Origin of the sequence: Clostridium puniceum (assembly GCF_002006345.1) — a bacterium.
Lineage (GTDB): Bacteria > Bacillota > Clostridia > Clostridiales > Clostridiaceae > Clostridium > Clostridium puniceum.
Map to the genome: position 1 here is coordinate 67,547 of NZ_LZZM01000153.1, position 25,263 is coordinate 92,809.

A 25,263-nucleotide genomic window follows, 5' to 3' on the forward strand; every position below is an offset into this window, starting at 1 on the left:
AGTAATAAGTGAAAAACTAATGGTGAGGAAGAGTTGTTAAATAATCATGAGTGTTTATGTTTAGAGGATGGTGCAAATAAATGCAGGATTATGAGAAACTATATAATTCTTTAAAAACGGAATATGAAAACTATCAAAGATTTTCAGAACAACATAGACAAGAATTGAATCAAAAAAATATGAAATTAGAGAAGAGTATAGATTCTATGTCTAATATCATAGAAGTAAGTAAATATATAAATACTTTTTTTAGTAGTGATAATTTAATGTCAATGATTAACGATATGATAATTGGAATACTAGGAGTTACATGTTCAACTATATTTTTGATTGAAGATGGAGAATTAAGAGTTAAAGCTAGTAACATTGAAGAGATGGATATAAACTTAACGTCTAAAGAATTCACACATATAAATAATGGAGAAGAATTCTTGATTAATTCAGAGAAACCATTGAAAATAGATGAAAAACATAAAATAAATATACACTCGATTATGGGATGTCCAATTAAACTTAGGGATAAATTTATTGGATATATAGTAGTAGAACATAATTTATACAAATTTTTGAATATAGAAATGAAGATTTTTCTTAGATCAATTGCAAATCAAATTGCTATAGCAATAGAAAATTTTTTATTATATAAAGAACTGGAAAAAATAAATCAAACAGATTCGTTGCTAGGGATATATAACAGAAAGTACTTTTTTGAACTTTTAGATAAAAATACAGGAAAAGAAGAGAAGAAATTTGCAATAGTAATGATAGATATAGATGATTTTAAAAAAGTAAATGATACTTATGGTCACCAATTTGGGGATAAAATATTAATTAATACAGCAAATATTGTAGCAAGCTGCATAGATTCAAAAGATATATTTGCTAGATATGGAGGTGAAGAATTCATCTTATATATTTCAGATTTTACAACTGAAGATAGTGTATATAATAAAATTGAAATAATAAGACGTACTTTAGAGAGAAGCAAAGTTAGTTTTAATAAAGAAAATAAATCAGTGACAGCTAGTTTTGGAATTTCATTTTTCCCTTTAAATGGTACAGACATAAATGAACTTATAAATAAAGCAGATGATTTATTATATAAATCTAAGAAGAGTGGAAAAAATAGAGTTTTAAGCGGACATATATTTAAAATATAATAATATTATTATAAAGCAAACTTATTAAATTAATGAGGGTGCTTTTTTGATTCTAATATATATGTGTTGGAGGAAAATGCAAAGGTTACTATGTATTTTTTATTATATAAAGTAGGTGTGGATTATGGATAGTAAAAAGTTACTGGCTTTGGTAAAAAAGCAAGAAGGCACAAAATTAGATTTTAAATTGAGGTTAGAACTTTATAATGAAACTGGAAAGAAGGAATTAACCAAGGATATATGTGCAATAGCTAATTCTAATGGTGGAAGAGGATACATAATTGTTGGAATTGAAGATAAAACAAGGGAAGTCATAGGTATACAAGAAGATGATATGTTTCATGAAGAACAGATACAACAAATAGTAGCAACAAGATGTGAACCACCAATACCAATAGAAGTGGATTTTGTGGATATTCAGCAAAAGAGAATAGGAATTATATCTATTTACGATGGAGATCAAAAACCGTATCAAGTTAGAGAAAATGGGGCTTTTTACATAAGAAGAGGTTCTACTACAGATGTAATGAGAAAACAGGAATTAATTGCTTTATTTGAAGTAAACTTAAGTTTAACAATTGAAACCTGTCCATTAATAAGAAGTGATATTAGTATGTTAAACATGGATTTAGTTAATAAATACTTTAATAATAAGGGAATTGAAGTTAATGATGAAAATAGAAAATTTCTATTGATTAGTGCAGGAATAGCTTTTGAACATAAGGAGAATTCCCTTCTTAAATGCACATATGGAGGATTGCTTGTATTTTCAGATAAAAACTACATATATATTCCTAATAATATGATAAAAATTATTAATAAATTAAATCATGTTCATGGAGAACTATATATAATTCAAGGAAGTCTTTTGTCTATGGTTGATAGAACAGAGGAAAAAATAAAGGAAATTTTACCCAAAGAATATCCAGTTGAAGCGGTAGTTGAAGCTGTAAAAAATGCAGTTTTGTATAGAGAATATTTCGATTTAAACAAAATAATTGAAATAATTATAGATGAAAATCATATTATAATTTCAAGTCCAGGTGAATTTATTGGTGAAAATGCTAAGGGGGAACGAACTAAGTATAACAAAAGAAATATTTGGCTTTATGAAAAATTAATTTCCTTGGATGATAAAAAAAGATTTTTAAGCGGTGGAAGAGGGTTTACAATTATTAGAAATTCGTTTGATCGAAGAAGAAGGGTTAAATTTGTTAATTCTAGAACTGAACATAGTTTTAAAGTAATATTACCAGGCATAAGTAATAAATGATTGATGTAATATTATTCATTTGAAAGAAAAAGTGTGAAAAACTTACCGTATTTAAATAGTTTTTTCACACTTTTTTAGTCTAATATATATGTTTGAATTTTAATTTTAAGAATATATATATAAATACTTTTCACTAAAATTAATATCTAAAAGTTGCAGAATTTAATAGCTAGGATTATAATCATAGTTGAATGTTGATTATAAGTTGCAACTAATTGTTAACGTGAACATAGTCATTATACAAATTAAATATATAAATTTCAATTAAATGTCTATAATTTTTACAAAAAATGGATTTTAAAATTTAGAATAAAAAGTGAGAATCACAATTTTACATTTGTTTTTTCGATATTCTCTTTTGGTTTTATAATTCATTATTAATTTGCAATTATACATTGTTAATTGGAGTATATATAATGGAGGCAAAAGTTATGGAACAAATAAAAAATAATAATGAAATTAGTAATAACATGGAAAAGAATCAAAGTGTTAAATTAAGTTTAAAAGAAAAAATATCATATGGTTTTGGAGACTTTGGTAATGGTTTTATGTTTGATTTAGGACAATCATATCTCACAAAGTTTTTTATTGATGCATGTGGTATTGGTGCAGGTGCTGTTGCAGGTATTTTCTCAATTACTAAAATATTTGATGCATTTGTTGATCCAATAGCAGGATCAACAATAGATCGTAGGAAACCAAGTAAATCAGGGAAGTTTAGACCTGTGATGATGATTTCAAGTATAATTCTTGCAATACTTACAATAGTTACATTTATAATGCCAGAGGTATCACTTTCAACTAAGATTATATATGGTTATGCAGTATATATGACTTGGGGACTTGTTTACTCATTTGTTAATGTTCCGTATGGATCATTGGCATCTGTTATGACAAGAGATGTAGAAGAAAGAAGTCAATTAGCAACATTTAGACAAGCGGGTTCATTAGGAGCACAATTAATAACGGGTGTAACTTTTGTACCTATTCTTATTATGTTTGCAGATCCTAGAATTGGTTATCCAGTTGCGGCTGCAATTATGGCTGTTATTGGAGTTACTTCATTTTTCATTTGTTTCAAAAATACAAAAGAGCATGTAGTAGTTAATAGAGAAGGCAAGTCAGAAAAAGCTACAGCTAAAGATTATTTTAGAGTTGTATTTACAAATAGACCATTATTATGCTTAATTCTTATGCAATTATTTACAATATCGGCAATGAATACAAATAACCAAATGATGATTTTCTTTTGTCAATATAACTTAGGAGATATTAATCTTCAGCCGAAAGTAAATGGTATAATGATTGGATTTTCTGTAATTGGAATATTTGCTATTCCATTTTTAGTTAAGAAGTTTGGTAAAAAGAAAACTGCAATGATGGGATTTTTAATTGGAATTATTTCTAATGGGTTAAACTTCATAATCCCAACAAATGCTAATACTTTCATAGTTCTTGTTACTATTGGATATGCAGCTTTAGCTATTCCCAATGGGGTTACTTGGGCATTTGTGTCAGATGCTATAGATTATGGTCATTGGCATACTGGAATAAGAAAAGAAGGTATAACTTATGCTGCATTTAACTTTTCAAGAAAAATTGCTCAATCTATAGCTGCTCTTGTTAGTGCAGGAGTATTAGGGTTGACAGGATATATTTCAAATGCTCAGCAAAGTCCTACAACTTTATTAGGGATTAAAGGTGCAATGACATTATATCCAGCCGTTGCATTAGCAATAGCTGCTATTGTAGTTGGTATATTGCATAATTTACCAGATGATAAGTATAGAAATATTGCTTCAGATTTACAAAATGGTAAGTGGGAAAAAGGAATTATAGAATAAAATTTAATTAAGAGATCCCATAGAATAATTTTCTTAAATTATTCTATGGGATCTCTTTTTTTATATTATTTTATTATGAGCCTAGAATTGTATGAATTGTTGCCAAAACTTAAGGTTGAGGATATACTATAATAAGTGATTTAAATAATAGAAAGTTATTAAATTTAAAGTATTTGTTATTATATAAGTTTAATTATAATTTATTTTAAATAACAAGATTTTTAGGAGGGACCATAATGGCAAGTGTATTAGATGAGTTATTAGAAAGAGGATACATAAAACAATTTACTCATGAAGAAGAAACAAGAAAGTTATTAGAAAATGAGAAAATAACTTTTTATATAGGCTTTGATCCAACAGCAGATAGTTTGCATGTAGGACATTTTATAGCTATGATGTTCATGGCACATATGCAAAAAGCAGGACACAGACCAATAGCGTTAATTGGTGGCGGGACAGCTATGGTTGGAGATCCAAGTGGTAAGACTGATATGAGAAAAATGCTTACAAAAGAGGATATTGAACATAATGTTGCATCTATTAAGAAACAAATGGAAAGGTTTATAGATTTTTCTGATGATAAGGCAATATTAGCCAATAATGCAGATTGGTTATTAAATCTTAATTATGTTGATTTCCTAAGAGAAGTAGGAGTTCATTTTTCTGTAAATAGAATGCTTACAGCTGAATGTTTTAAGCAAAGATTAGAAAAAGGATTATCATTCTTAGAATTTAACTATATGTTAATGCAAGGATATGATTTTTATGAACTAAATCAGAAATATAACTGCAAAATGCAGCTTGGTGGAGATGACCAATGGTCTAATATGATAGCTGGAGTTGAACTTGTAAGAAGAAAAGCTCAAGGTGAAGCTATGGCTATGACATGTACGTTATTAACTAACAGCCAAGGTCAAAAGATGGGTAAAACTGTTGGAGGAGCATTGTGGCTTGACCCAGAAAAAACTTCACCATATGATTTCTATCAATACTGGAGAAATGTAGATGATGCAGACGTGCAAAAATGTTTAGCATTATTAACATTTGTACCAATGGATGAAGTAAGAAGACTTGGAAGCTTAGAAGGTTCTGAAATAAACAATGCTAAGAAGGTTCTTGCATATGAAATAACAAAGCTTGTTCATGGTGAAGAAGAAGCTAAAAAAGCAGAAGAAGCTGCAACAGCTTTATTTGCAGGTGGTGCTGACATGTCAAATGTACCAACAGTGACGATAACTAAAGAAGAAATTGGGTTACCAATAATAGATATTATGGCATCTACTAAGATTTTACAATCTAAAAAAGAAGGTAGAAGATTAATTGAACAAGGTGGGCTTACCATTAACGGTGTTAAAGTTGAGGATGTAAATAGAACTTTAAATGAAGAAGATTTACAAGATGGATCAGCTTTAATCAAGAGAGGAAAGAAAAATTATAATAAAATAGAAGTTAAATAAATTGAATTATGATTGATATATATACTATATTGATCATAATTTTAGAATTGTAAACTATAAGAAATTAAAAAGCTATCTGTATATATGGATAGCTTTTTTTATAGAAAATATTAATTTTTTAATAACATAGAAATAAAATATTATGTTAGACATTAAAATTAAAAATTATTATAAATTCTAAAATCATATCATGTTTCATATAAATTAACTATAAAAATTATAGGAGTTTGATTTTAGTGAAGATAGTATTTGAAAAGATATTTAGGGAATTAAACGAAGAATGTGAGCAAAATTTAATTGAAAAAGGTCTAGTTACTATGTCAAAAAACAATATTGATAATAATAGAAATTCATTAGTTTTTGATTTTATTTTTGATGATAATGGAGATTATAGTTATACAGGAAGTGAACATGGCTTTGGTAAAAGCGTAAATATTTCTGGAAAGATTATAGTGCCAGAAGATGGTATTTATTCTGTTAAAATAAAATCTTCAGATGGTGGTGGAGGTCAATGGGATAGTATTAAAGCTAATGAAGAAGTCTCTTGTATCATAAATACAAGCTTTTGGCATCAAACCACGATTAAAATTTATATACATTCAAATAAACCCAATTCAAAGGGACATGCAGTTATAGAATATTCTATATAAAAGGGATATTTATAAAATTCATCAAGTTAGGATGTATATATTTATAAGTGGGATAGATAAGTTAAATATAGTAGGGTATCGCAAAATGATTAAATTTTAATCATTTTGCGATACCTCTTTTTGTTATATAAGAAAGCAATAGGATTATTGAAGCTTGAAAGATTTATCTAAATATAGATTTTAAGGTTATTGCTCAATAGAAAATAGAAATGAGAGGAGCTAATAATTGATAAAATATAGTTATATGCACTTTGTCTTATTAGTAAGAAGTATTTAAATAATTATAATTTTAAAATTATAATAAAATGTTTCGTTAGAATTATTTGACAATAGAACAAAACATTGTTACACTAGTTACAATAAAACATTGTTACGAAGGAGGTAAATTATGTTAATATCTAAAAAAGATTTATTAAGTGAGACTAAGATTTCTTATGGTCAGCTTTATCGTTGGAAAAGAGAAGGATTAATTCCAGAGGAATGGTTTATTAAGCAGCCGTCTTTTACAGGGCAAGAAACTTTTTTCCCTAAAAATAAAATTTTAAATAGAATTAAAGCAATACAGGAGTTAAAAGATAAATATTCGCTTGAAGAACTTGCTAAAATTCTTTCACCAGAGGTTTCAGAAAGAAATTTTACAACAGATGACTTAAAGATTATTGAAGAAATAAATAAAGGATTAATTCCTGCTTTTATTAAGGGCTTTGAAAAAAATAATTTTACTTATATTGAAGTGTTAATTATGATTGCTATATCTGAATTAAAGAAAAGTAATGATATATCAATAGGCGCAGTCATTGGTTTAATTTCTGGAATAAAGGGCTATTGTACAAACATAAAGTCTACAGGATATATATTTGTTTTATTTGATAAGGCTGAAGATTATTATGCAACTATATATCAAGAGCAAACTCAAGTGTTTTTAGATAGCAGGTTAAATATTATAAAGCAATTTAGATTAGATGATATTAGTAGTAATATGAAACTAAAATATAGAAAAAGCTTTAACTTTAAATTTGATACTGAAAATGAAGAGGAAAACAATGGAAAGATGCAATTTTCATATTAAGGGGCGAATAATTAATGAAGAAAAATGTATGGGCTTTAGGAAATAGGACTATAAGTGGAGAAGTAGACAGGGTATATGCAGCAGGAAATCTAGAGATTAATGAGGCTAATATAAAAAAAATGAGAGTAGCAGGAGAAATTAATATTAATGATTCCTATATTAATAAGCTTAATGTAGTAGGTAATATAGACAGTGTTAACAGTAATTTTGGTGATTTTAAAGCTGTAGGAAATATTGAAATAAAAGGTCATAGTAAGGCTTTAACATTCATGCTCACTGGAATATTAAAGGCAGAATTCTTAGAATGTGACGTTCTTAGAAATTCTATAAGGGGAGTTGTAGCGAAGAGTAGTAATATTTTAGCATATAAAGGATTCTTTAAAGCTAAAACTTTTGAAAATCTATATCCATTTAATATGAGTTGCGAATTTCAATTTAATAATATAATATCTGCTACATTGCTTCAATATAATGGGATGTTAGAATGCGAAAGATTTTATAGCTTTGAAGAAATTCAAGCAGAAGGAGTTAATGCAGAATTTATATATATAAAGCCAAGTAAAAAAATAAATATAGCTAGTATTTTTGGAAGTAAAATTATTATAAGCAATAATTTTAAAGGAGATAAGGAATTTGAAATGCTTCCAATGACAATGTCACTAAACTCATATAGAAGGAATAATAAAAAAAAGGGATCTATTATGAGTGTTAAAGAAATTGAAGGAGATAAGATTGAAGTTGAGTATGTTAAAGCTGATTATATAAGTGGAATAGATGTTGTAATCGGGGATTTATGTATTATTGAAAAAGTTGAATATAAAAATAGCATAAAGATATCTGAAAAAGCAGTAGTAAATGAAGTTATAAAATTGTAATATTGTTTTTTATTAGAGGGAGTGAGTTAAGGTGCAAGATGCAAAAATTGATGGCATGGGAACCATATATGGCGGAGAATACAAGGATGTCTCTATAGGCGGCATGGGTAAATTAAAAGGAAATATTGAAGCGGAAAAAGTTATTATTAATGGAATGTTTAAAAGCAATGGAGAAATCATTGCAAATGAATTTGTATGTGATGGATTAGGAAGAATTTTAAAAAATGTTAAGGTAAAGAAAGCAAAAATAAGTGGTGTTTTGAAGATTAGAAGAGCCAAGCTTGAAGCCGATAATATTACTTGCGATGGAGTTATTACTTGTACTCATGAAGTATCCGCTGATGAAATTTATATAGATGGTGTATGTTCAATTTCAAAGATGTATGGGGATAAAATAACTATAAGAAATAAGAATGATGGATTAACGAATTCAAAAATTCCAACTAAGTTTTTAATGCTTACCAACATATATTTAGGTCGAAAGTTATCTTTAAGTCATTCTTTAGTAGATGTAATTGAATGTACTGATTTAGAAGCTAGTGGCTTAAAAGCTAAGATAGTAAAAGCTCAAAATGTAAGACTTTCTAATGACTGTATTATTGAAAATTTAGAATGTGCAGGACAGACTATTATTGATGATACCTGTAAAATAGGAAATATTCCCAATAAACAAATTGAAGGAGCTGATAATATGGCAAATGCTAGTATAATAAAAATACTTGAATTATATAAGAGTGGAAAAATAAATGTGGAAGAAGCAGAAGAAATGATTTCAATTGCTTCTAATAGAAGTTTTAAAACTGAAAATGGAGCTGAAGTTCCAAGTGTTGGCTGGGCTGATGATGGGAAAATAAGAATTGTTGCATTTAGAGGTACAAAACTGCTTAAAAAAAGTGAAGCAGGTACATACAATTTAAGTGTTGAATATAAAGGTGAAGCACTTAATGTTGAATGTTATGGAAATTTAAAATGTGGAGATGTTTTAAATAATGTAGATGCTGGAGCGTCAGTTGAGTGCTATGATATTCATGGAAATGTAAATTCAGGGCATTCTGTTAACTGCAAAGATATTGGAGGTAACGTTGATGCAGGTCATTCAGTTACTTGTGGTGATATTGAAGGATCTGTAAAATGTGGAAGTAGTATAAATTGTAAGCATATAAGTGGAAGTATTGATGCTGGAGGGAAGGTAAATATAAGTTAAATAGCAACTAGAGCTCACAGCTTATGAACAAGAATATTCGTATTATAATGGTTAAAGTCACAATTTATATGTAAAATTCAAATAAAATAGTAAAGATTTTAAGACACTAAAAATTTCTTATAATTACAATTAAATAAGAAGAGAAATGAGTGATAATGTTAATTTGAGAGGAGTAAATGTTAAATGAGGAAAGATAATAAAAGCTTTTTTATGTTTATGGGAGGGAGATTTGTATCTTTAATAGGGAGTGGTATTCAAACTATAGCACTTCCACTTTATATATTAGATGTAACAGGTTCAGGAACATTAATGGGGATTTTTTCAATATTAACCCTTGCACCTGCACTTTTAGTAGCACCTTTTTCAGGAATTCTTGGTGATAGAAAAAATAGAAAGAACATAATGATAGTTACGGACTTTGGAAGAGGAATTCTCCTTTGCTTTTTAGGAGTTCTTTCAATGATAGGAAGTTTTAATATTTACATTTTATTTATAGCTCAAGTATTTATATCAATAATGGATAGTTTGTTTAATTCATCTTCAAATGCATTGATGCCACAATTAATATCTAAGGATAAACTAATAGAAGCTAATTCTACTAAAGGTGTATTTGATGCAGCTTCAGCAATTTTAGGACCAGCACTTGGAGGAATAATTTATGGAGTATTTGGAATTAAAATGATACTTTATATAAATGGAATTTCATTTATAATTTCTGCAGTATTTTCAATGTTTATTGGTTATAATAAAAAAGCGGAATTAAAAGAACAAATAGATATGAAAATTATTTTTAATGAAAATTTTGAAACGCTAAAATTTATTAAAAGCAAGAAAGGATTACTACAATTATCCACATTTGCTATGGTTTCTAATTTCTTATTAGTACCTATGTTAGATATTTTAATTCCTTATGCATTAAGAAAAGAATTAGGATTTGGTTCGGAGCTGTATGGATATTTATTGGGATTTTTTACTGTAGGTATTTTATTTGGGAATGTTAGTATTTCAGCACATTTTAAAAAATTAGGATTAAAAAAGCTTATGAAAACGGGACTTATTCTTGAAACAACTATAATAGTTGTATTTTCTGCTTTGTTTTTCCCTCAAATAATAAGTGCTTTTGGTGGGGCTAAAGCAATTTTGTTTATATCAATGTCAGCCTGTTGCCTTTTAATGGGGGTTTGTAATGCATTTCTAAATACTCCAATTTCAACGAATCTTCAAAATCTAGTTCCAGATGAAATGCGTTCTAGATTCTTTTCGATACTTGGAATGTTTGCTCAAGGAGCAGTTCCAATAGGATCATTATTATTTGGAATTTTAATAGATTTAATTAAATATTATGATATTTTAGCAATTGTAAATATAGCATCCGTTTTAGCGTCAGGAATATTCCTAATGAAAGCTTGTGAAGAAGCTTATGAAGCAAAAACCGAATAATTAAGAAATGCTAATGAAATTTTAGATTAAGTAAAATAATTAATGATAAGATTTATATAATAATTCACATAAAAAGAATGACTTACATATTCGTAAGCCATTCTAAATACGATTCAAATTATTATTTAAGGGGTAATAATAATGTTTTAACTATAATATTAATATATATTCTTGTTATGTCAGAAGTGTGACAAATAAAAGTGTAAAGAAATATCTAGAGGAACATGTAATGTTTTTAGAAAAAAACTATGAGATTAATAAGTTTATATGCTTTGGGAGGCAAGTGCCAATAACTGGTGGAATAATATTATGTAATACAGAACATAAGTAAGAAATGAATTTAATAATTAAAGAAAATCTTTTTATATAAACCAAGTTGTCCAATATGAATTAATATTTAAACATAAAGAGGAATTGTTATGAAAAAAATTTAATTAACAGCTCTTCTTTTATATTGGAATAATATAGAAAAATGAGTTCGCTAAATGAAAACTGTACATATCATTTAATTCTATAAATTATGTTTTAAAATAATGTGTTGGAATTATTTATTATAAACTTAGTGATATTAATGCTGTAATTATTTAAAGGCTTTTCTACAAATGATTATTTTTAAGTAATAAATTAGGGATAAATTGAAAAATAATTAATATAACTTGTGTAATCATGATACAATAAGATAGATGTTGTTAATAATGGCATGATTAAATGAGCCTATTTATTAGCGATTGTTTCTTAGGATAAAGGAAGTGATATAACATGAATATACTATTAATTTTAATTGTCGTGATTTTATTTTTGAATATACTTTTTTCTCTATCATTAATATTCATAGAGAGAAAAGATCCAACGACAACTTGGGCATGGCTTTTAATATTGTTAGTTTTACCAGGTCTTGGATTTATGATATATATTATACTTGGTCAAAATTTAAGTAGGCAAAAGATTTTTAAAGAAAAGATACGTGTGGATGAGCATAAAAGAAAAAATACAAATGAAAAATATGAAGGCGATATTCCGATTCATGATGGTGGAGAGCGATTTTTAGATTTAAGGAATATGAATTTTAATCACTCAGGTGCAAAGTACACGACTAATAATAATGTTAACGTATATGTTAATGGAGACGATAAATTTAGGCAGCTAATAGAAGATATAAAAAACGCAAAACGATATATACATATAGAATATTATATATTTAAAAATGACATACTTGGAAAAGAAATAATTAAAGAACTTACAAAAAAGGCGGAATCTGGATTGGAAGTTAGATTATTAGTAGATAGTATGGGATCTAGAAAGTTAACAAAGAAAGCAATTAAAAAATATCTTGCAGCAGGAGGAAAGTTCTCAATATTTTTCCCGGGTATTGTACCTCACATAAATACGCGTATAAATTATAGAAATCACAGAAAGATAGTTGTAATAGATGGAGAATATGGCTATGTTGGAGGATTCAATGTCGGTGCCGAATATATAAATAAAGATCCAGAAGTAGGATTTTGGAGAGATACTCATGTGAGAATTGAAGGAGATGCAGTAGATGATTTAAACGAAAGATTTTTACTGGATTGGTGTTATGCGGCAGATGAAGAAATTGAAGATTATAATAGATACTCATCAAATAATAATGCAGGTGTAGGTGATGTTGGAATACAAATTGTAACTAGTGGACCTGACCACAAGGAGCAGTACATTAGAAATGCTTATATAAAGCTTATAAATAATGCAAAAGAAAATGTTTATCTTGAAACACCATATTTAATACCAGATTCACCTATATTAGAATCTTTGAAAATATCTGCACTGTCTGGAGTTGATGTTAGAATAATAATACCAGGGAAACCAGATCATTTCTTTATGCAATTGGCAGCAAGTTCTTATATAGGAGAATTATTAGAAGCAGGAATAAAAATATACAATTATCAAAAAGGTTTTATTCATGCAAAGACAATAGTTGCAGATAGTACAGTAATGAGTATAGGTACAGCTAATATGGATATTAGAAGTTTTAAATTGAATTTTGAAGTTAATGCTTTTATTTTTGATGATAGAATTGCTAAAGAAGGTGAAGCACAATTCATGAAGGATGTGGAAGCATCAAAAGAAATGACAAAAGAAACTTATAATAATAGAAGCATTAATATTAGAATTAAAGAATCAATAATTAGATTATTATCACCTATATTATAATTTATAGGTGATTGTTAATTTTAATTTTCACATGGGGAGTATCAGATGAAAGACAAAGTTAAATTTTATTATTCATTAGCTACATTTATCCATTATGGGGTAATTAGTATAGTAACAACTTTTTACGTTCCATATTTAAATCAAACTGTTGGATTATCTCTAAGTCAAGTCTCAAAAGTAGTATCCATAGGTGCACTATTTGCAATTCTTTCACAACAATTTTTAGTTGGTAAATTTTCTGTAAATGAAAGCAAGAAAAAATTTATTGTTATACATTTATGTGGATTAATTTGTATGATAATATTTTTAATGTTTGTTAATGAAAATATTATATGTTTATTTGCAGTATTGTATGGGGTAATTATACAAACAGTTGGAACAATATATGATGTTTATATTGAAGGTTTATGTGTTAAACAAAGAATGGAATACTCTCAAATAAGAAAATGGGGATCTATAGGATTTGGAGTTATAGTGCTTTTAAGTGGTACTATAATTTCACAATATGGTTTTAAAGCTATTCATATTTTAGGTATTATAATGGCATTTATAGTTGTATTTATAATAATCACTAAATTCAAAAATATTGAAGCAAAATCCAAAAGAAACAAAATAAAATTAAGCTACATATTAAAAAACAAAAATTCAATAATCCTCGGATTTACTAGTATTTTAATTATTGGAGTTTATAATGCAATTGAATTTGCATATTCAACTTATTTAATTGAAATAACAGGAAGCACTACATTGGCTAATTACATATATAGCAAATCTATATTCTTTAGAGTTTTTGTTGAATTTATATCATTTATGCTTGTAGGAAGATTTTTAAGGGGAAAAAATCCAAAGAAATATTTAATTATAGCGTTTCTTATAGCAGCTGCTAGAATATTATTATTTTCAACAGGATATATACCGCTAATTGTTTTAGGTGACCAATTACATGGATTAATGTATGCATGCTATTTAACATTTTTATTTAAATATATTAGAGAAGTTGTTAAAGATGAATTAGTTGCAGGTACATATGCATTTGTAACTGTATTAGGGTCAGCTGGCGCTAATTTTGTATATCCTCAAATTTTTAGCACAATTCAAGGAAAATTTGGATATACTATTATGTATTTAGTAGGATTTTTTATTATATTAATTAGTTCCTTAATTGCAGCTAAAATTCTTCCTAATAGCAAGCAAGAAATTAAAGCTCAATAGACTTAATAGTTTAAGTAACAAAATTTCTAAAACTTTATACAAGCAATATATGAGTAGAAAGACTAATACATTAAGCTGAGAATATGGATTCTAATCAAAGAGCTTTAAACATTTCAGTTGTGAAATGTTTAAGGCTTTTGTTAGGAGTTTTCTAAATATCTGTAACTTTAATCATTCGAAAGCCTTTTTCTTCTAATATGCTTACTAGTTTTTTCAAAGTTGAATTATTTTCATAAGTGAAAGTAGGGAAACCATTAGAATCCTCAGTTATAGAAATATATTTATCTTCTAAATTTGGATGAAAAAATACACTACCCATATTATTAATATTGATATTTTTAAGTTTATTTAAAGTAATATCCTCTTTACCTTCGGGAATATAATTAAGAGGAGTTGATATATAATAGGAAGATTTGTTATAAGGACTAAGCTGTGGTTTAGTTAAATCAGCCTTTTTAGGTCCATAATCATTAAATGGATAATACAATATCTTGAAATATTCTTCAGCAATTTTATTTTGTTCTGGTGTAATTTCATAATGGGGAACTTCAAAAAAATTAATTGGAATATCTAAAAAGAGAGCTGTTTCAGTAGCTTTTTTGATTTTTTCCCTAAAAATAGTTGGAGAAGGCTCATATCTTCCAAATTCAAAGCCTATACCTGATTCATCATTACCCAATTGATGAGTATAACCATGAAGTCCAATTATTCCGTTATTATTAGAAAAAAAGTCTAGACTATATACCATTTCTGCGATTTCAAAATTATTTTTAACTAAAGGATCATTATCAACGCTAAGACTTGGAATCACATATCTTGGTATCCATGCTATATGATATGGTATTTTCTTTATATTCATGTAATTAGCTATTATACGAAGTTTTTCAAAATAATATTTGGAGTAAGGTTGTGAATTTAAGCCTACATCTTCAAAACGTATAAGACCTATTTGATCTATTTTTGGGTTATATATGGTAACATCATCTATATTATAACCATTTATTTTACAATTAATTGTTTTAGTATCTTTATTCCAGCTAGTATATAGGTTAAGCATATGTGATAAATCAGAAAAACTTATATAATATATATCATTCTCATTTAACATTGTTTTTTTTAGATGAAAAATTTTATCAGAACAATTAACTACATTATCATGTAAATTAATAGAATAATTTTGATCCTTGATTTTTATATTTAAAATAGTATCAACTTTTTCAATAGTTCCTTGAAGCTGAGCAGTGAAGTCATTTAAACAAATATAATATCTATTTTTATCTAAATATATTGGTGATTTAAGATTTAGAGCCTTACCATCAATTTTAAATTTTACATTATCTTTAGTCATATGAATATTCGTCAAAGCTATGCGATTTACATTTGTATCATTATTTGAAATTTCATTTGGTATATTCTCTTTATATTTATTTTTAATAATCTTTTCATTAGTACAGCTTAGCAAAGAAAATATAAAAAGAGTTAATAAAATGTAAATAAACTTTTTTTTAATCATTATCATTGTCCACCTTATTCTGTAGAGTATATTTTCTTTATTATTTACATTTATATTTTTTTTATTATTTATTGTTAGAAGAAAGTTTGTTAAATTTAAATATAGTTATAAAAGTACAACCACTTTTATTAAAGCGTTTCAAATACTAATATTACAGGAGAAGATATATAATATTAAAAACTAATTGACAATAGAAAGTTTTTTTATAGAAACCAATTATATCAAGCAAATTTAAATCATTATGAATACTAATTTAAGTAAATAAATATTATATCCTAGTATTGAAAAAAATCAATATTTTTATCGTAAAATATATATTGTAATGAACAAAGAAGTAAAATTTAGTAAGCATATAGTATGTTTGTTTTTTTATGAATGATTTTGTGGAATTGACGGAATAAGTATTCCAAAATATTGAATATTATGAGATTATGAAATCATATTGTTAGGTGTTTTAAACTAATTAACAATACTTCCTCATTGATTAAATAAAGCTTTGTTTGCATATATATGAATTCTATTTTTAGCGGACAAAATAAAAAAAGTGAAAAAATTATAAAATAAAAGATTTTTAGTTTTGCAAAACACAAAATAAATATGAAAACAGGAGGAACTAATTATGAAAATTAAAAAAATAGTTGCATTAATTGCAAGTGCAGTTTTATGTGTAGGTATGCTTACATGCAATGGCAGATTTCAAAAAACAGTACAAGCTGCTGAATTAAATATTAATTTAATTGAAAACGGTAACTTTAATAAAGATTTAGCGGGTTGGGGGAATTTTATAACTGATGGTGGTATTGGTGAGGTGGGCCTAGAAGATGGAGCAATTAAGGCACAAGTAACTAATTGTGGAAATGTAGCACATAGTATGCAAATCTACAATGATGGTTTTAAAATCTATAAAAATGGAAAATACCGTTTAGAATTTGATGTAAGCTCTACAATTGATAGAAAAATTGATTATAGAATTCAACTTAATCGTGGAGATTATAGTGCTTATGTTGAAGGAAGAGTAAATGCAACTAAAGAAGTTCAGAAAGTGTCACAAGATTTTGTGATGACAGAAGAAAATGATACATCTCCAAGACTTGCTTTTAATATTGGAAATGTAACAGGAGAAAAGCTTGAATCGCACTCTATTAAATTTGATAATGTTAAGTTAATTCTTATTGATGATACTGGAGTACAAATTGATGAAGAAAAACCAAAAGTAGAAGAAAAAATTGTTTTAAATCAAGTAGGTTACAAGCCAGATGATAAGAAAAAAGTTGTGTTTAGAGCAGAAACTGAAGATCGTAAATTTAGAGTTGTTTCAGCTGGTACAAAAGAGGTTGTTTATGAAGGTGAAATTAATGGTCAGGCTTACAATGAAGCAGCTAAAGAAATAGATAGCTTTGGTGATTTTTCTTCTGTTAGAACACCAGGTGCTTATAGGATTGAAACAGATAGTTTAGGTAATTCTTTTGAATTCACTATAGGACAAGATGTCTATAGTAACGTATTTAAGGATTTAGTTAGATTTTTCTATTTACAAAGATGTGGACAAGAAGTTCCAGAAAATTTAGGTGGTTTATGGTCTCATCCAGCTTGTCATACAGATCTTGCTACAATTTATGATACAAATCAAAAAATTGATGTATCTGGTGGCTGGCATGATGCAGGTGACTATGGACGTTATGTAGTTGCTAGTTCAAAGACTCTTGCTGATTTATTATCGGCTTATGAAAATAACAAAGCAGCTTTTGGAGATAATTTTAATATTCCTGAAAGTGGAAATGGAATTCCAGATATTTTAGATGAAGCAAAATATCAATTAGATTGGCTGTTAAAAATGCAAGAACCAACAAGTGGTGGCGTTCATCATAAAGTAACTTGTGCTAACTTCCCAGGCTATGTTATGCCACAAGACGAAAAAGAAGAACTTATTGTAACTCCTATTTCAACAACTGCAACAGCAGACTTTGCAGCAATTATGGCAATGGGTTATGAAAACCTTAAAGATACAAATCCAGCAATTGCTGAAAAATATTTATCAGCAGGAGAAAAAGCTTGGACATATCTTGAAAAAACACCAAATAGTATCGTTAAAAATCCAGCAGGTATCATAACTGGAGAATATGGTGATACTGATGATAGCGATGAAAGATATTGGGCAGCTGCTCAGTTGTTTAAGGCAACAGGCAACAGTAAGTATGATGAAGCATTTAAAAAAATGGCTAATACAAAAATTCAAACTGGCTATGATTGGATTAGTGTAGGTAACTATGGTAATATTGCATATTTATCAGCAAAAGATGCTGATAAAAATGTAACTGGTAACATCCAAAATTACATTTTAAATGAAGCGCAAAACATTATAGCTTTAGCTAAAAATGATGGATATAACATTTCTAATGGAACAGATTACCATTGGGGTAGTAATATGCAAGTAGCTAATAATGCTGCATTGCTTACAGAAGCATATAAAATTATGCCTAATGAAGAATACTTAGAATATGCAAAAGAACATATTAATTATTGTTTCGGTAAAAACTCATTAGGTAAATGTTATATTACAGGTTATGGGTCAGATGATGTAAAAAATCCACATCATAGACCATCTATTGTACAAGGTAAAGCAATACCAGGTATGATTGCAGGTGGACCAAATAAAAATCTAGAAGATCCAGTTGTAAAAAATAGTTTGCAAGGACAGCCTTCTGCTAAATGTTATCTTGACAATTCAGAAAGTTATTCAACTAATGAAGTAGATACTTATTGGAACTCATCACTTGTTCATGCAATGGCTCAGTTGAATATGAATTAATGACATAGGGGTATCCTCATAAGATCCCCTTTTGTTTTATAAGGAAGGTTACTGAATTTAATTTGTTATGTATTGCAAAAGCTTGTTAATGATTATAACAAGGTTTTGCAATACATAATTAATTTTTTTGATTTTAATAAATTAAAAAATATTTATAATATTACTTGAAATTATGATAATAATACAAAATAATATTATTAAATAGTTATCTGATTAACTAAAAATATGAAAAATAGTCAATTGATATTGACAATTTTTTGTGATTTGTTATAATGATAAAAAGATAAATTTTAAAGATTAGTATTATATTAATGTTGTATAAAACTATAAGTATTAATTTAGAAATGGAGAAAATCATGAAAAAGGATATTAAAAAATCAGTTATGCAAAAATTTTATAGCTTTTTTTATTTTATGTTCTGGGGCTTTTATTATGGCGCTGGCTATTTATTTTGCAAAAAACTGAATAATACCTTTTTAATGAGTGTTTAATATTTATATAATCTTTTTTAGAATAGGCAAATAATATTGATATTTTATGGAACTCATTATATGTGAGTTCCATTTTTGTTTTTAAACTTAAACTTGAAAAAAGCAAAATTTAATATATAAAAAAGGGGCATTTGAAAAATGGAAGATTTAGTTGTTGATTTAGGAGAAAGAAGCTATCCTATTATAATTAAAAAAGGATTAATTGATGAAATTAATTTGGAAATTGAAAAAATATACAAAGGTAAAAAAATATTTATATTGACAGATAAAAATGTAGATTGTCATTACGGAAATAGAGTTAAAATGTGTTTAATTAATGCAGGATATGAAGTTAAGATAATGGTATTAGAACCAGGTGAAGAAACAAAAGCTTTTACAACTCTTCCTTCAATTTATAATGAACTTTTAGATTTTAAACTTACAAGAAGTGATTTAATTATAACTTTAGGTGGAGGTGTAATTGGAGATCTTGGTGGTTTTGTAGCATCTACTTTTTTAAGAGGTGTAGATTTTGTGCAAATGCCAACTTCTCTGCTTGCACAAGTTGATAGTAGTGTTGGGGGAAAAGTTGCAGTAGATTTAGAAAGCGGGAAAAACCTAGTTGGAAGCTTTTATCATCCTAAAATGGTTTTAATTGATCCAAATGTTCTAGAAACTTTAAGTGAAAGATTCTTTAAAGATGGAATGGCTGAAGTTATTAAATATGGATGTATAAAAGACAAAGGATTTTTCAATTTCTTAAAGAACTTAAAAAGTAAAACTGAAGTTATGAACAACATTGAAAAGATTATCTACAAATGTTGTTTTATAAAAAAATGTGTTGTAGAAAATGATGAAAAAGATACTGGTGAAAGAATGCTATTAAATTTCGGTCATACTTTAGGCCATGCTATAGAAACTTATTATAATTTTAAAAAGTTTACTCATGGAGAAGCTGTTGCCATAGGAATGTATGAAATAAGTAAAATTGCAGAAAATAAAGGACTTACTGAAAAAGGTGCATCGGAAAATATAAAAAAAATATTAATGCAATATAGTCTTCCTTATGAAGCAGAAATTGAAGATGGTTCATTAATTTTAGATACTATAGCTTTAGATAAGAAGAATATTGATAATGTTCTTAAAGTAGTATTGTTAAAGAATATTGGAGAATCTTATTTAGAAAAAACTAACGTTAAATTTTTTAATTAGTAAATAATTTTTAAGATTGAACAACTAAAGGCAATAGATAGTTAAAAGCAATGAGAATTAACAATTAATAATGCATAATTAAGGAGTAAATTTCTCTAGAGCTTGAGAAATAATATGAAAATTCAGTGAAAGTTTTTCTCATTAACTGTTATAAGTGCTAAATTTCAACTGAATTTAAGGGGTGATATGATGGGAAATTATAAAATTTATCCAAATAAGTTAAGTGGCGAAGTTAAAATACCTCCATCTAAGAGCATGGCACATAGAGCAGTAATTTGTGCAGCACTTGGAGATGGAATGAGCAAGGTTACAAATATAGATTATTCAGATGATATTGTAGCTACTATTGAGGCTATGTCAGCATTAGGTGCAAAAATAACAAAAAAAGAAAATTATCTTGAAGTCTATGGAATCAAAAGTCCAGAAAACATTAAAGCTAATGAATTAAAAAATGAAAGAATCATAGATTGTAATGAATCAGGTTCCACTTTAAGATTTTTGGTGCCTATAGCAGCATTATTTGATGGGATAAATAGATTTGTTGGAAGAGGTAATTTAGGAAAAAGACCTTTAGATACATATTACAATATATTTGATGAACAAAATATTAAATATACTTATGAAGAAGGAATTTTAGATTTAAAGACAGAAGGAAAATTAAAAGCTGGAGAATTTAAGATTAAAGGCAATATTAGTTCACAATTTATAACTGGATTACTATTTACACTACCTCTTTTAGATGGAGATTCAAAAATTATAATAACAACAGAAATGGAATCAAAAGGATATATTGATTTAACTTTAAGTGCTATGAAAGATTTTGATATAGAAATTATAAATAATAATTATAAAGAATTTACAATAAAAGGAAATCAAAATTACAAGAGCAAAGATTATAGAGTTGAAGGTGATTATTCCCAAGCAGCATTTTTCTTCTGTGCAGATGCACTTTCAAATGATGTAATTCTTAATGATTTAAAATTGGATTCTCTTCAAGGAGATAAAGAAGTAATAGATATTTTAACAAGAATGGGACTTAAAATAAGCAATAAAAATAGTGGATTGGTAGGAAATGTAAGAGGAGAATTAAAAGCAACAGTTATTGATGGTTCTCAATGTCCAGATATAATTCCAGTAGTATCTTTAGTTGCAGCTTTAAGTGAAGGAACAACAGAGATAATAAATGCGGGAAGACTTAGAATTAAAGAATGTGATAGATTAGCAGCAGTAACTTCTGAACTTAGTAAATTAGGTGCTAAGATTACAGAAAAAGAAGATGGATTAATAATTGAAGGTGTTAAAAAACTTAAAGGTGGAGTAGAAGTATGGAGTCATAAGGATCATAGAATTGCAATGACTATAGCTATAGCATCTACTATGTGTAAGAAACCTATAATTCTAAAAGGCTATGAATGTGTTTCAAAATCTTATCCACAATTTTGGGAAGATTTTAAGAATGTAGGAGGTGTGTTTGATGAGTGGAATGTGGGGGAATAAACTAAAGGTTTCTATATTTGGTGAGTCTCATGGAGTTGGAATAGGAATAACAATTGATGGTCTACCTTCTGGATTTGAAATAAATATGGATGAAGTGATAAGGGAAATGGCTAGACGTGCGCCAGGGAAAAGTAATCTATCTACTGCAAGAAAAGAAGCTGATGCACCAGAAATATTAAGTGGTTTCTTTGAAGGAAAGACTACAGGGACGCCACTTTGTGCAGTAATTAGAAATGCAGATATGCATTCTAAAGATTATGGAAAGCTTAAGGATTTAATGAGACCTGGTCATGCTGATTATCCAGGATTTATTCGATATAATGGATTTAATGATTACAGAGGTGGAGGTCATTTCTCAGGGAGAATAACTGCACCATTAGTATTTGCAGGAGCTGTATGTAAGCAGGTTTTAGAAGGAAAAGGAATAGTTGTAGGAGCTCATGTTAAGAGTATAGGAGATATTGAAGATAAGAGTTTTTATGATGTTGAATTAAGTAAGGAACTTTTAGAAAATCTTAAAACAAAAGAATTACCACTTATAATTCCAGAAAAAGAAGAGGAAATGAGAAATACTATTCTCAAGGCAAAGAAAGAACAAGATTCTACAGGAGGAACTATTGAATGTACTGTTCTTGGTATAAATGCTGGGATAGGAAATCCATTTTTTGATTCAGTTGAATCTACATTAGCACATTTAATTTTTTCTGTTCCAGCAGTTAAAGGAATAGAATTTGGAAAAGGCTTTGAAATGACTACGCTTAGAGGTTCTGAATGTAATGATGAATATTATTATGATGGGGATGTCGTTAAAACTTACACAAATAATAATGGTGGAATTACAGGTGGAATAACTAATGGAATGCCAATACTTTTTAAAGTTGCAATGAAACCAACACCATCAATTATAAAAAAGCAAAGAACAATAGATATTGATGAAAATAAAGAAGCAGAACTTGTAATTGAAGGAAGACATGATCCTTGTATAGTACAAAGAGCAGTACCTGTAATTGAAGCGGTAACTGCTATTGGAATATTAGATTTAGTTTTGTAAAAATAAGATAAGTATATTTTATTTTGGTAGGTTACAATTAGGAGTTGTATAAAATATTTATTACAAAGAATAAAATTTGCATAGATTTAATAAAGGATTTTATTTAAAGTTTAAATTACTTTATTTAAGAAGAGGGGAAATGAAAAAATGGAAAGCTTAGACTATTATAGAAAGAACATTGATGAATTAGATAAAAAAATTACTGAGCTATTTGAAAAAAGAATGGATATAGTACTTAAGGTCGCAAAATATAAAAATAAAAATGGAGTACCTATTTTTGATAGAAATAGAGAAAATGAAGTTATTGAAAAAAATTTAGGATATCTTAAAAATAAGGATTATACAAAAGAAACGAGAAAGTTTTTTATAAGATTAATGGAAATAGCGAGAGAGCTTGAATATAGAAAAAGCAAAGTAACTACTAGTACATCACTGTTGGATCAAAGTTCTGTTAGTAAAGATAGAATTGGATTTTATGGAGTAAGAGGATCTTTTACAGAAGAAGCGATGATTAAATATTTTGGAGAGAATAAAGAAGCAAAGGCTTATGAAGAATTCGAAAATGTTTTTGTAGCAATTAAAAATGGTGAGCTTGATTATGGCGTACTTCCAATAGAAAATTCTTCAACAGGTGCTATTTCAGATGTATATGATCTTTTGTATAAATATGGATTTTACATACTTGGAGAAGTTTGTATAAGAATAAATCAAAACTTAGTTGGAATAAAGGGAACTACATTAGAAACTATAACGGAAATATATTCTCATCCACAAGGTTTTGGACAAAGTACAGAATTTTTAAAAGTACATGATAAATGGAAGAAAATACCGTTTCATAGTACTGCTACTAGTGCTAAGTTAGTTAATGATTTGAATGATAATTCAAAAGCAGCAATTGCAAGTAAGAGAGTGGCAAGTATATATAATCTAGAAATTATAGAAGAAAACATTAATAATCAATCAGAGAATTTTACAAGATTTATAGTTATAGGCAAAACACTCGAAAGAAGCTCAAAAGCAAATAAAGTTAGTGTAGTATTTTCACTTGATGATGAAGCAGGAACATTATATAAGCTATTAAGTCATTTTGCAGAAAATAATATAAATATGATTAAGATAGAATCAAGACCTATGAAACATGGACCTTGGAAATATTTCTTATATATAGATTTTGAAGGAGATTTATATTCTGACAAGGTAACAAAAGCTCTATCATTAATTCAAAAAAGTAGTCCTTATTTCAAATTGTTAGGAGCTTATGAAAAAAATATAGATTAGGAAAGATAAGGAGGGATAAGATGGATTTATATGGAATTATAATAAGAAGATTAAAACCATACTATTTCACAAATGATTCATAGAAAATAATTTAATATATAGAATCAAAGAGTGAAATTAGTTTTAGGAGGGATATATGATGGAGAAAAGAATTTCAGGAACTACAGGATTATATTGCCTGATAGGTTCACCGGTAGGCCATTCAGGATCACCAGCTATGTATAACTACAGTTTTAAAAAATTGGAAATAGATTCTGCATATGTAGCTTTTGATATTTCAGAAGAGAAAGTACCAGATGCTATTAATGCTTTTAAAACATTAAATATAAGAGGCGCAAATGTAACTATGCCATGTAAAAGTGCAGTTGTTAAATATATGGATGAATTATCACCTGCTGCGCGTATTGTTGGAGCAGTCAATACAATTGTTAATAATGGTGGAAAATTAACTGGGCATATTACAGATGGTGTTGGATTTGTACGTAATTTGCAAGAACATGGAGTTGGTGTAAAAGGCAAAAAAATCACTATTTTAGGTGCTGGTGGTGCTGCAACAGCGATTGAAGTTCAATGTGCTTTAGATGGGGCTAAAGAAATTAACATTTTCAACATAAAAGATGCTTTTTATGAAAAAGCTAAGGAAACTATTGAAAACATAAAGAAAGAAGTACCAAAATGCGTTGTAAATTTATGTGATTTAGAAGATACACAAAAACTTACTGAGAAAATTTCAGAAAGTGATATTTTGGTTAATGCAACACGTGTAGGAATGCATCCAAATCAAGAACAATCTCCAATAAAAGATACAAGTAATTTTAGAAAAGGCTTAGCTGTAGCAGACGTAGTATATAATCCTAAGAAAACAAAATTTTTAGAAGATGCTGAAGCTGCTGGCTGTACCATAGTAGGTGGTATAGGAATGTTATTGTGGCAAGGCGCAGAAGCATTTAAATTATATACTGGATTAGAAATGCCTACAGAAGAAGTTAATGAATTATATTTTAAGTAAAATTTAATATTAAGTGTAAGGTAATTAAAGCAGAGGAAGTACAAAAA

At 27.7% G+C, this 25,263-nt stretch carries 18 protein-coding genes; 17 read left to right on the forward strand and 1 reads right to left on the reverse strand.

Features of this window, described 5'->3' with window-relative positions; translation table 11 throughout:
• Nucleotides 1–80 precede the first annotated feature (80 nt).
• The 11 genes from CLPUN_RS11955 (at nt 81) to CLPUN_RS12010 (ending at nt 14,377) form a co-directional block, all read left to right on the forward strand.
• Entirely contained in the window at nt 81–1,160 is a 1,080-nt protein-coding gene (locus tag CLPUN_RS11955) for a sensor domain-containing diguanylate cyclase (protein ID WP_077847507.1), read from the forward strand.
• Nucleotides 1,161–1,284: 124 nt separating this feature from the next.
• Entirely contained in the window at nt 1,285–2,433 is a 1,149-nt protein-coding gene (locus CLPUN_RS11960) for an AlbA family DNA-binding domain-containing protein (RefSeq protein WP_077847508.1), read from the forward strand.
• A 431-nt stretch (nt 2,434–2,864) separates the two neighbouring features.
• Nucleotides 2,865–4,277 carry a glycoside-pentoside-hexuronide (GPH):cation symporter gene (locus CLPUN_RS11965; RefSeq protein ID WP_077847565.1) on the forward strand — a complete coding sequence of 471 codons (1,413 nt, stop codon included), beginning with the start codon at nt 2,865–2,867 and terminating at the stop codon, nt 4,275–4,277.
• Between the two features lie 236 nt (nt 4,278–4,513).
• The gene (gene tyrS / locus CLPUN_RS11970; protein WP_077847509.1) at nt 4,514–5,734 is read left to right on the forward strand and encodes a tyrosine--tRNA ligase; all 1,221 of its coding nucleotides are present in this window, start codon (nt 4,514–4,516) and stop codon (nt 5,732–5,734) included.
• A 236-nt stretch (nt 5,735–5,970) separates the two neighbouring features.
• The gene (locus CLPUN_RS11975; protein WP_077847510.1) at nt 5,971–6,384 is read left to right on the forward strand and encodes a hypothetical protein; all 414 of its coding nucleotides are present in this window, start codon (nt 5,971–5,973) and stop codon (nt 6,382–6,384) included.
• A gap of 388 nt (nt 6,385–6,772) precedes the next feature.
• Nucleotides 6,773–7,453: a DUF4004 family protein gene (locus tag CLPUN_RS11980; RefSeq protein ID WP_077847511.1), complete on the forward strand. Its 681-nt coding sequence runs from the start codon at nt 6,773–6,775 to the stop codon at nt 7,451–7,453.
• A gap of 14 nt (nt 7,454–7,467) precedes the next feature.
• Nucleotides 7,468–8,328 (forward strand): hypothetical protein, encoded by an 861-nt coding sequence (locus CLPUN_RS11985; RefSeq protein WP_077847512.1) that lies wholly within the window; start codon nt 7,468–7,470, stop codon nt 8,326–8,328.
• 31 nt (nt 8,329–8,359) lie between these two features.
• Nucleotides 8,360–9,532, forward strand: a complete 1,173-nt coding sequence (locus CLPUN_RS11990; protein WP_077847513.1) for a polymer-forming cytoskeletal protein — start codon at nt 8,360–8,362, stop codon at nt 9,530–9,532.
• A gap of 183 nt (nt 9,533–9,715) precedes the next feature.
• On the forward strand, nt 9,716–10,972 hold the full coding sequence (locus CLPUN_RS11995) for an MFS transporter (RefSeq protein WP_077847514.1): 1,257 nt from the start codon (nt 9,716–9,718) through the stop codon (nt 10,970–10,972).
• A gap of 759 nt (nt 10,973–11,731) precedes the next feature.
• Nucleotides 11,732–13,165, forward strand: coding sequence for a cardiolipin synthase (gene cls, locus CLPUN_RS12005; protein ID WP_077847515.1), 1,434 nt, complete (start codon nt 11,732–11,734; stop codon nt 13,163–13,165).
• A 45-nt stretch (nt 13,166–13,210) separates the two neighbouring features.
• Nucleotides 13,211–14,377, forward strand: a complete 1,167-nt coding sequence (locus CLPUN_RS12010; protein ID WP_077847516.1) for an MFS transporter — start codon at nt 13,211–13,213, stop codon at nt 14,375–14,377.
• Between the two features lie 151 nt (nt 14,378–14,528).
• On the opposite strand, the gene CLPUN_RS12015 is transcribed toward CLPUN_RS12010, so the two are convergent.
• On the reverse strand, nt 14,529–15,890 hold the full coding sequence (locus tag CLPUN_RS12015; RefSeq protein ID WP_077847517.1) for a DUF2334 domain-containing protein: 1,362 nt from the start codon (nt 15,888–15,890) through the stop codon (nt 14,529–14,531).
• 619 nt (nt 15,891–16,509) lie between these two features.
• Here CLPUN_RS12015 and CLPUN_RS12020 point away from each other — a divergent pair.
• The 6 genes from CLPUN_RS12020 to CLPUN_RS12045 all read left to right on the forward strand — a co-directional run bounded on the left by CLPUN_RS12020 (nt 16,510) and on the right by CLPUN_RS12045 (nt 25,216).
• The gene (locus CLPUN_RS12020; RefSeq protein WP_077847518.1) at nt 16,510–18,699 is read left to right on the forward strand and encodes a glycoside hydrolase family 9 protein; all 2,190 of its coding nucleotides are present in this window, start codon (nt 16,510–16,512) and stop codon (nt 18,697–18,699) included.
• A 629-nt stretch (nt 18,700–19,328) separates the two neighbouring features.
• Entirely contained in the window at nt 19,329–20,381 is a 1,053-nt protein-coding gene (gene aroB, locus CLPUN_RS12025) for a 3-dehydroquinate synthase (protein ID WP_077847519.1), read from the forward strand.
• Between the two features lie 189 nt (nt 20,382–20,570).
• Complete coding sequence (gene aroA, locus CLPUN_RS12030) at nt 20,571–21,878, forward strand: 3-phosphoshikimate 1-carboxyvinyltransferase (protein WP_077847520.1); 1,308 nt, start codon at nt 20,571–20,573, stop codon at nt 21,876–21,878.
• On the forward strand, nt 21,856–22,929 hold the full coding sequence (aroC, locus tag CLPUN_RS12035; protein ID WP_077847521.1) for a chorismate synthase: 1,074 nt from the start codon (nt 21,856–21,858) through the stop codon (nt 22,927–22,929). The genes aroA and aroC overlap by 23 nt, the downstream gene beginning before the upstream one ends.
• 147 nt (nt 22,930–23,076) lie before the next feature.
• Entirely contained in the window at nt 23,077–24,207 is a 1,131-nt protein-coding gene (gene pheA, locus CLPUN_RS12040) for a prephenate dehydratase (RefSeq protein ID WP_077847522.1), read from the forward strand.
• Nucleotides 24,208–24,346: 139 nt separating this feature from the next.
• Complete coding sequence (locus CLPUN_RS12045) at nt 24,347–25,216, forward strand: shikimate dehydrogenase (RefSeq protein ID WP_077847523.1); 870 nt, start codon at nt 24,347–24,349, stop codon at nt 25,214–25,216.
• Nucleotides 25,217–25,263: the final 47 nt, after the last annotated feature.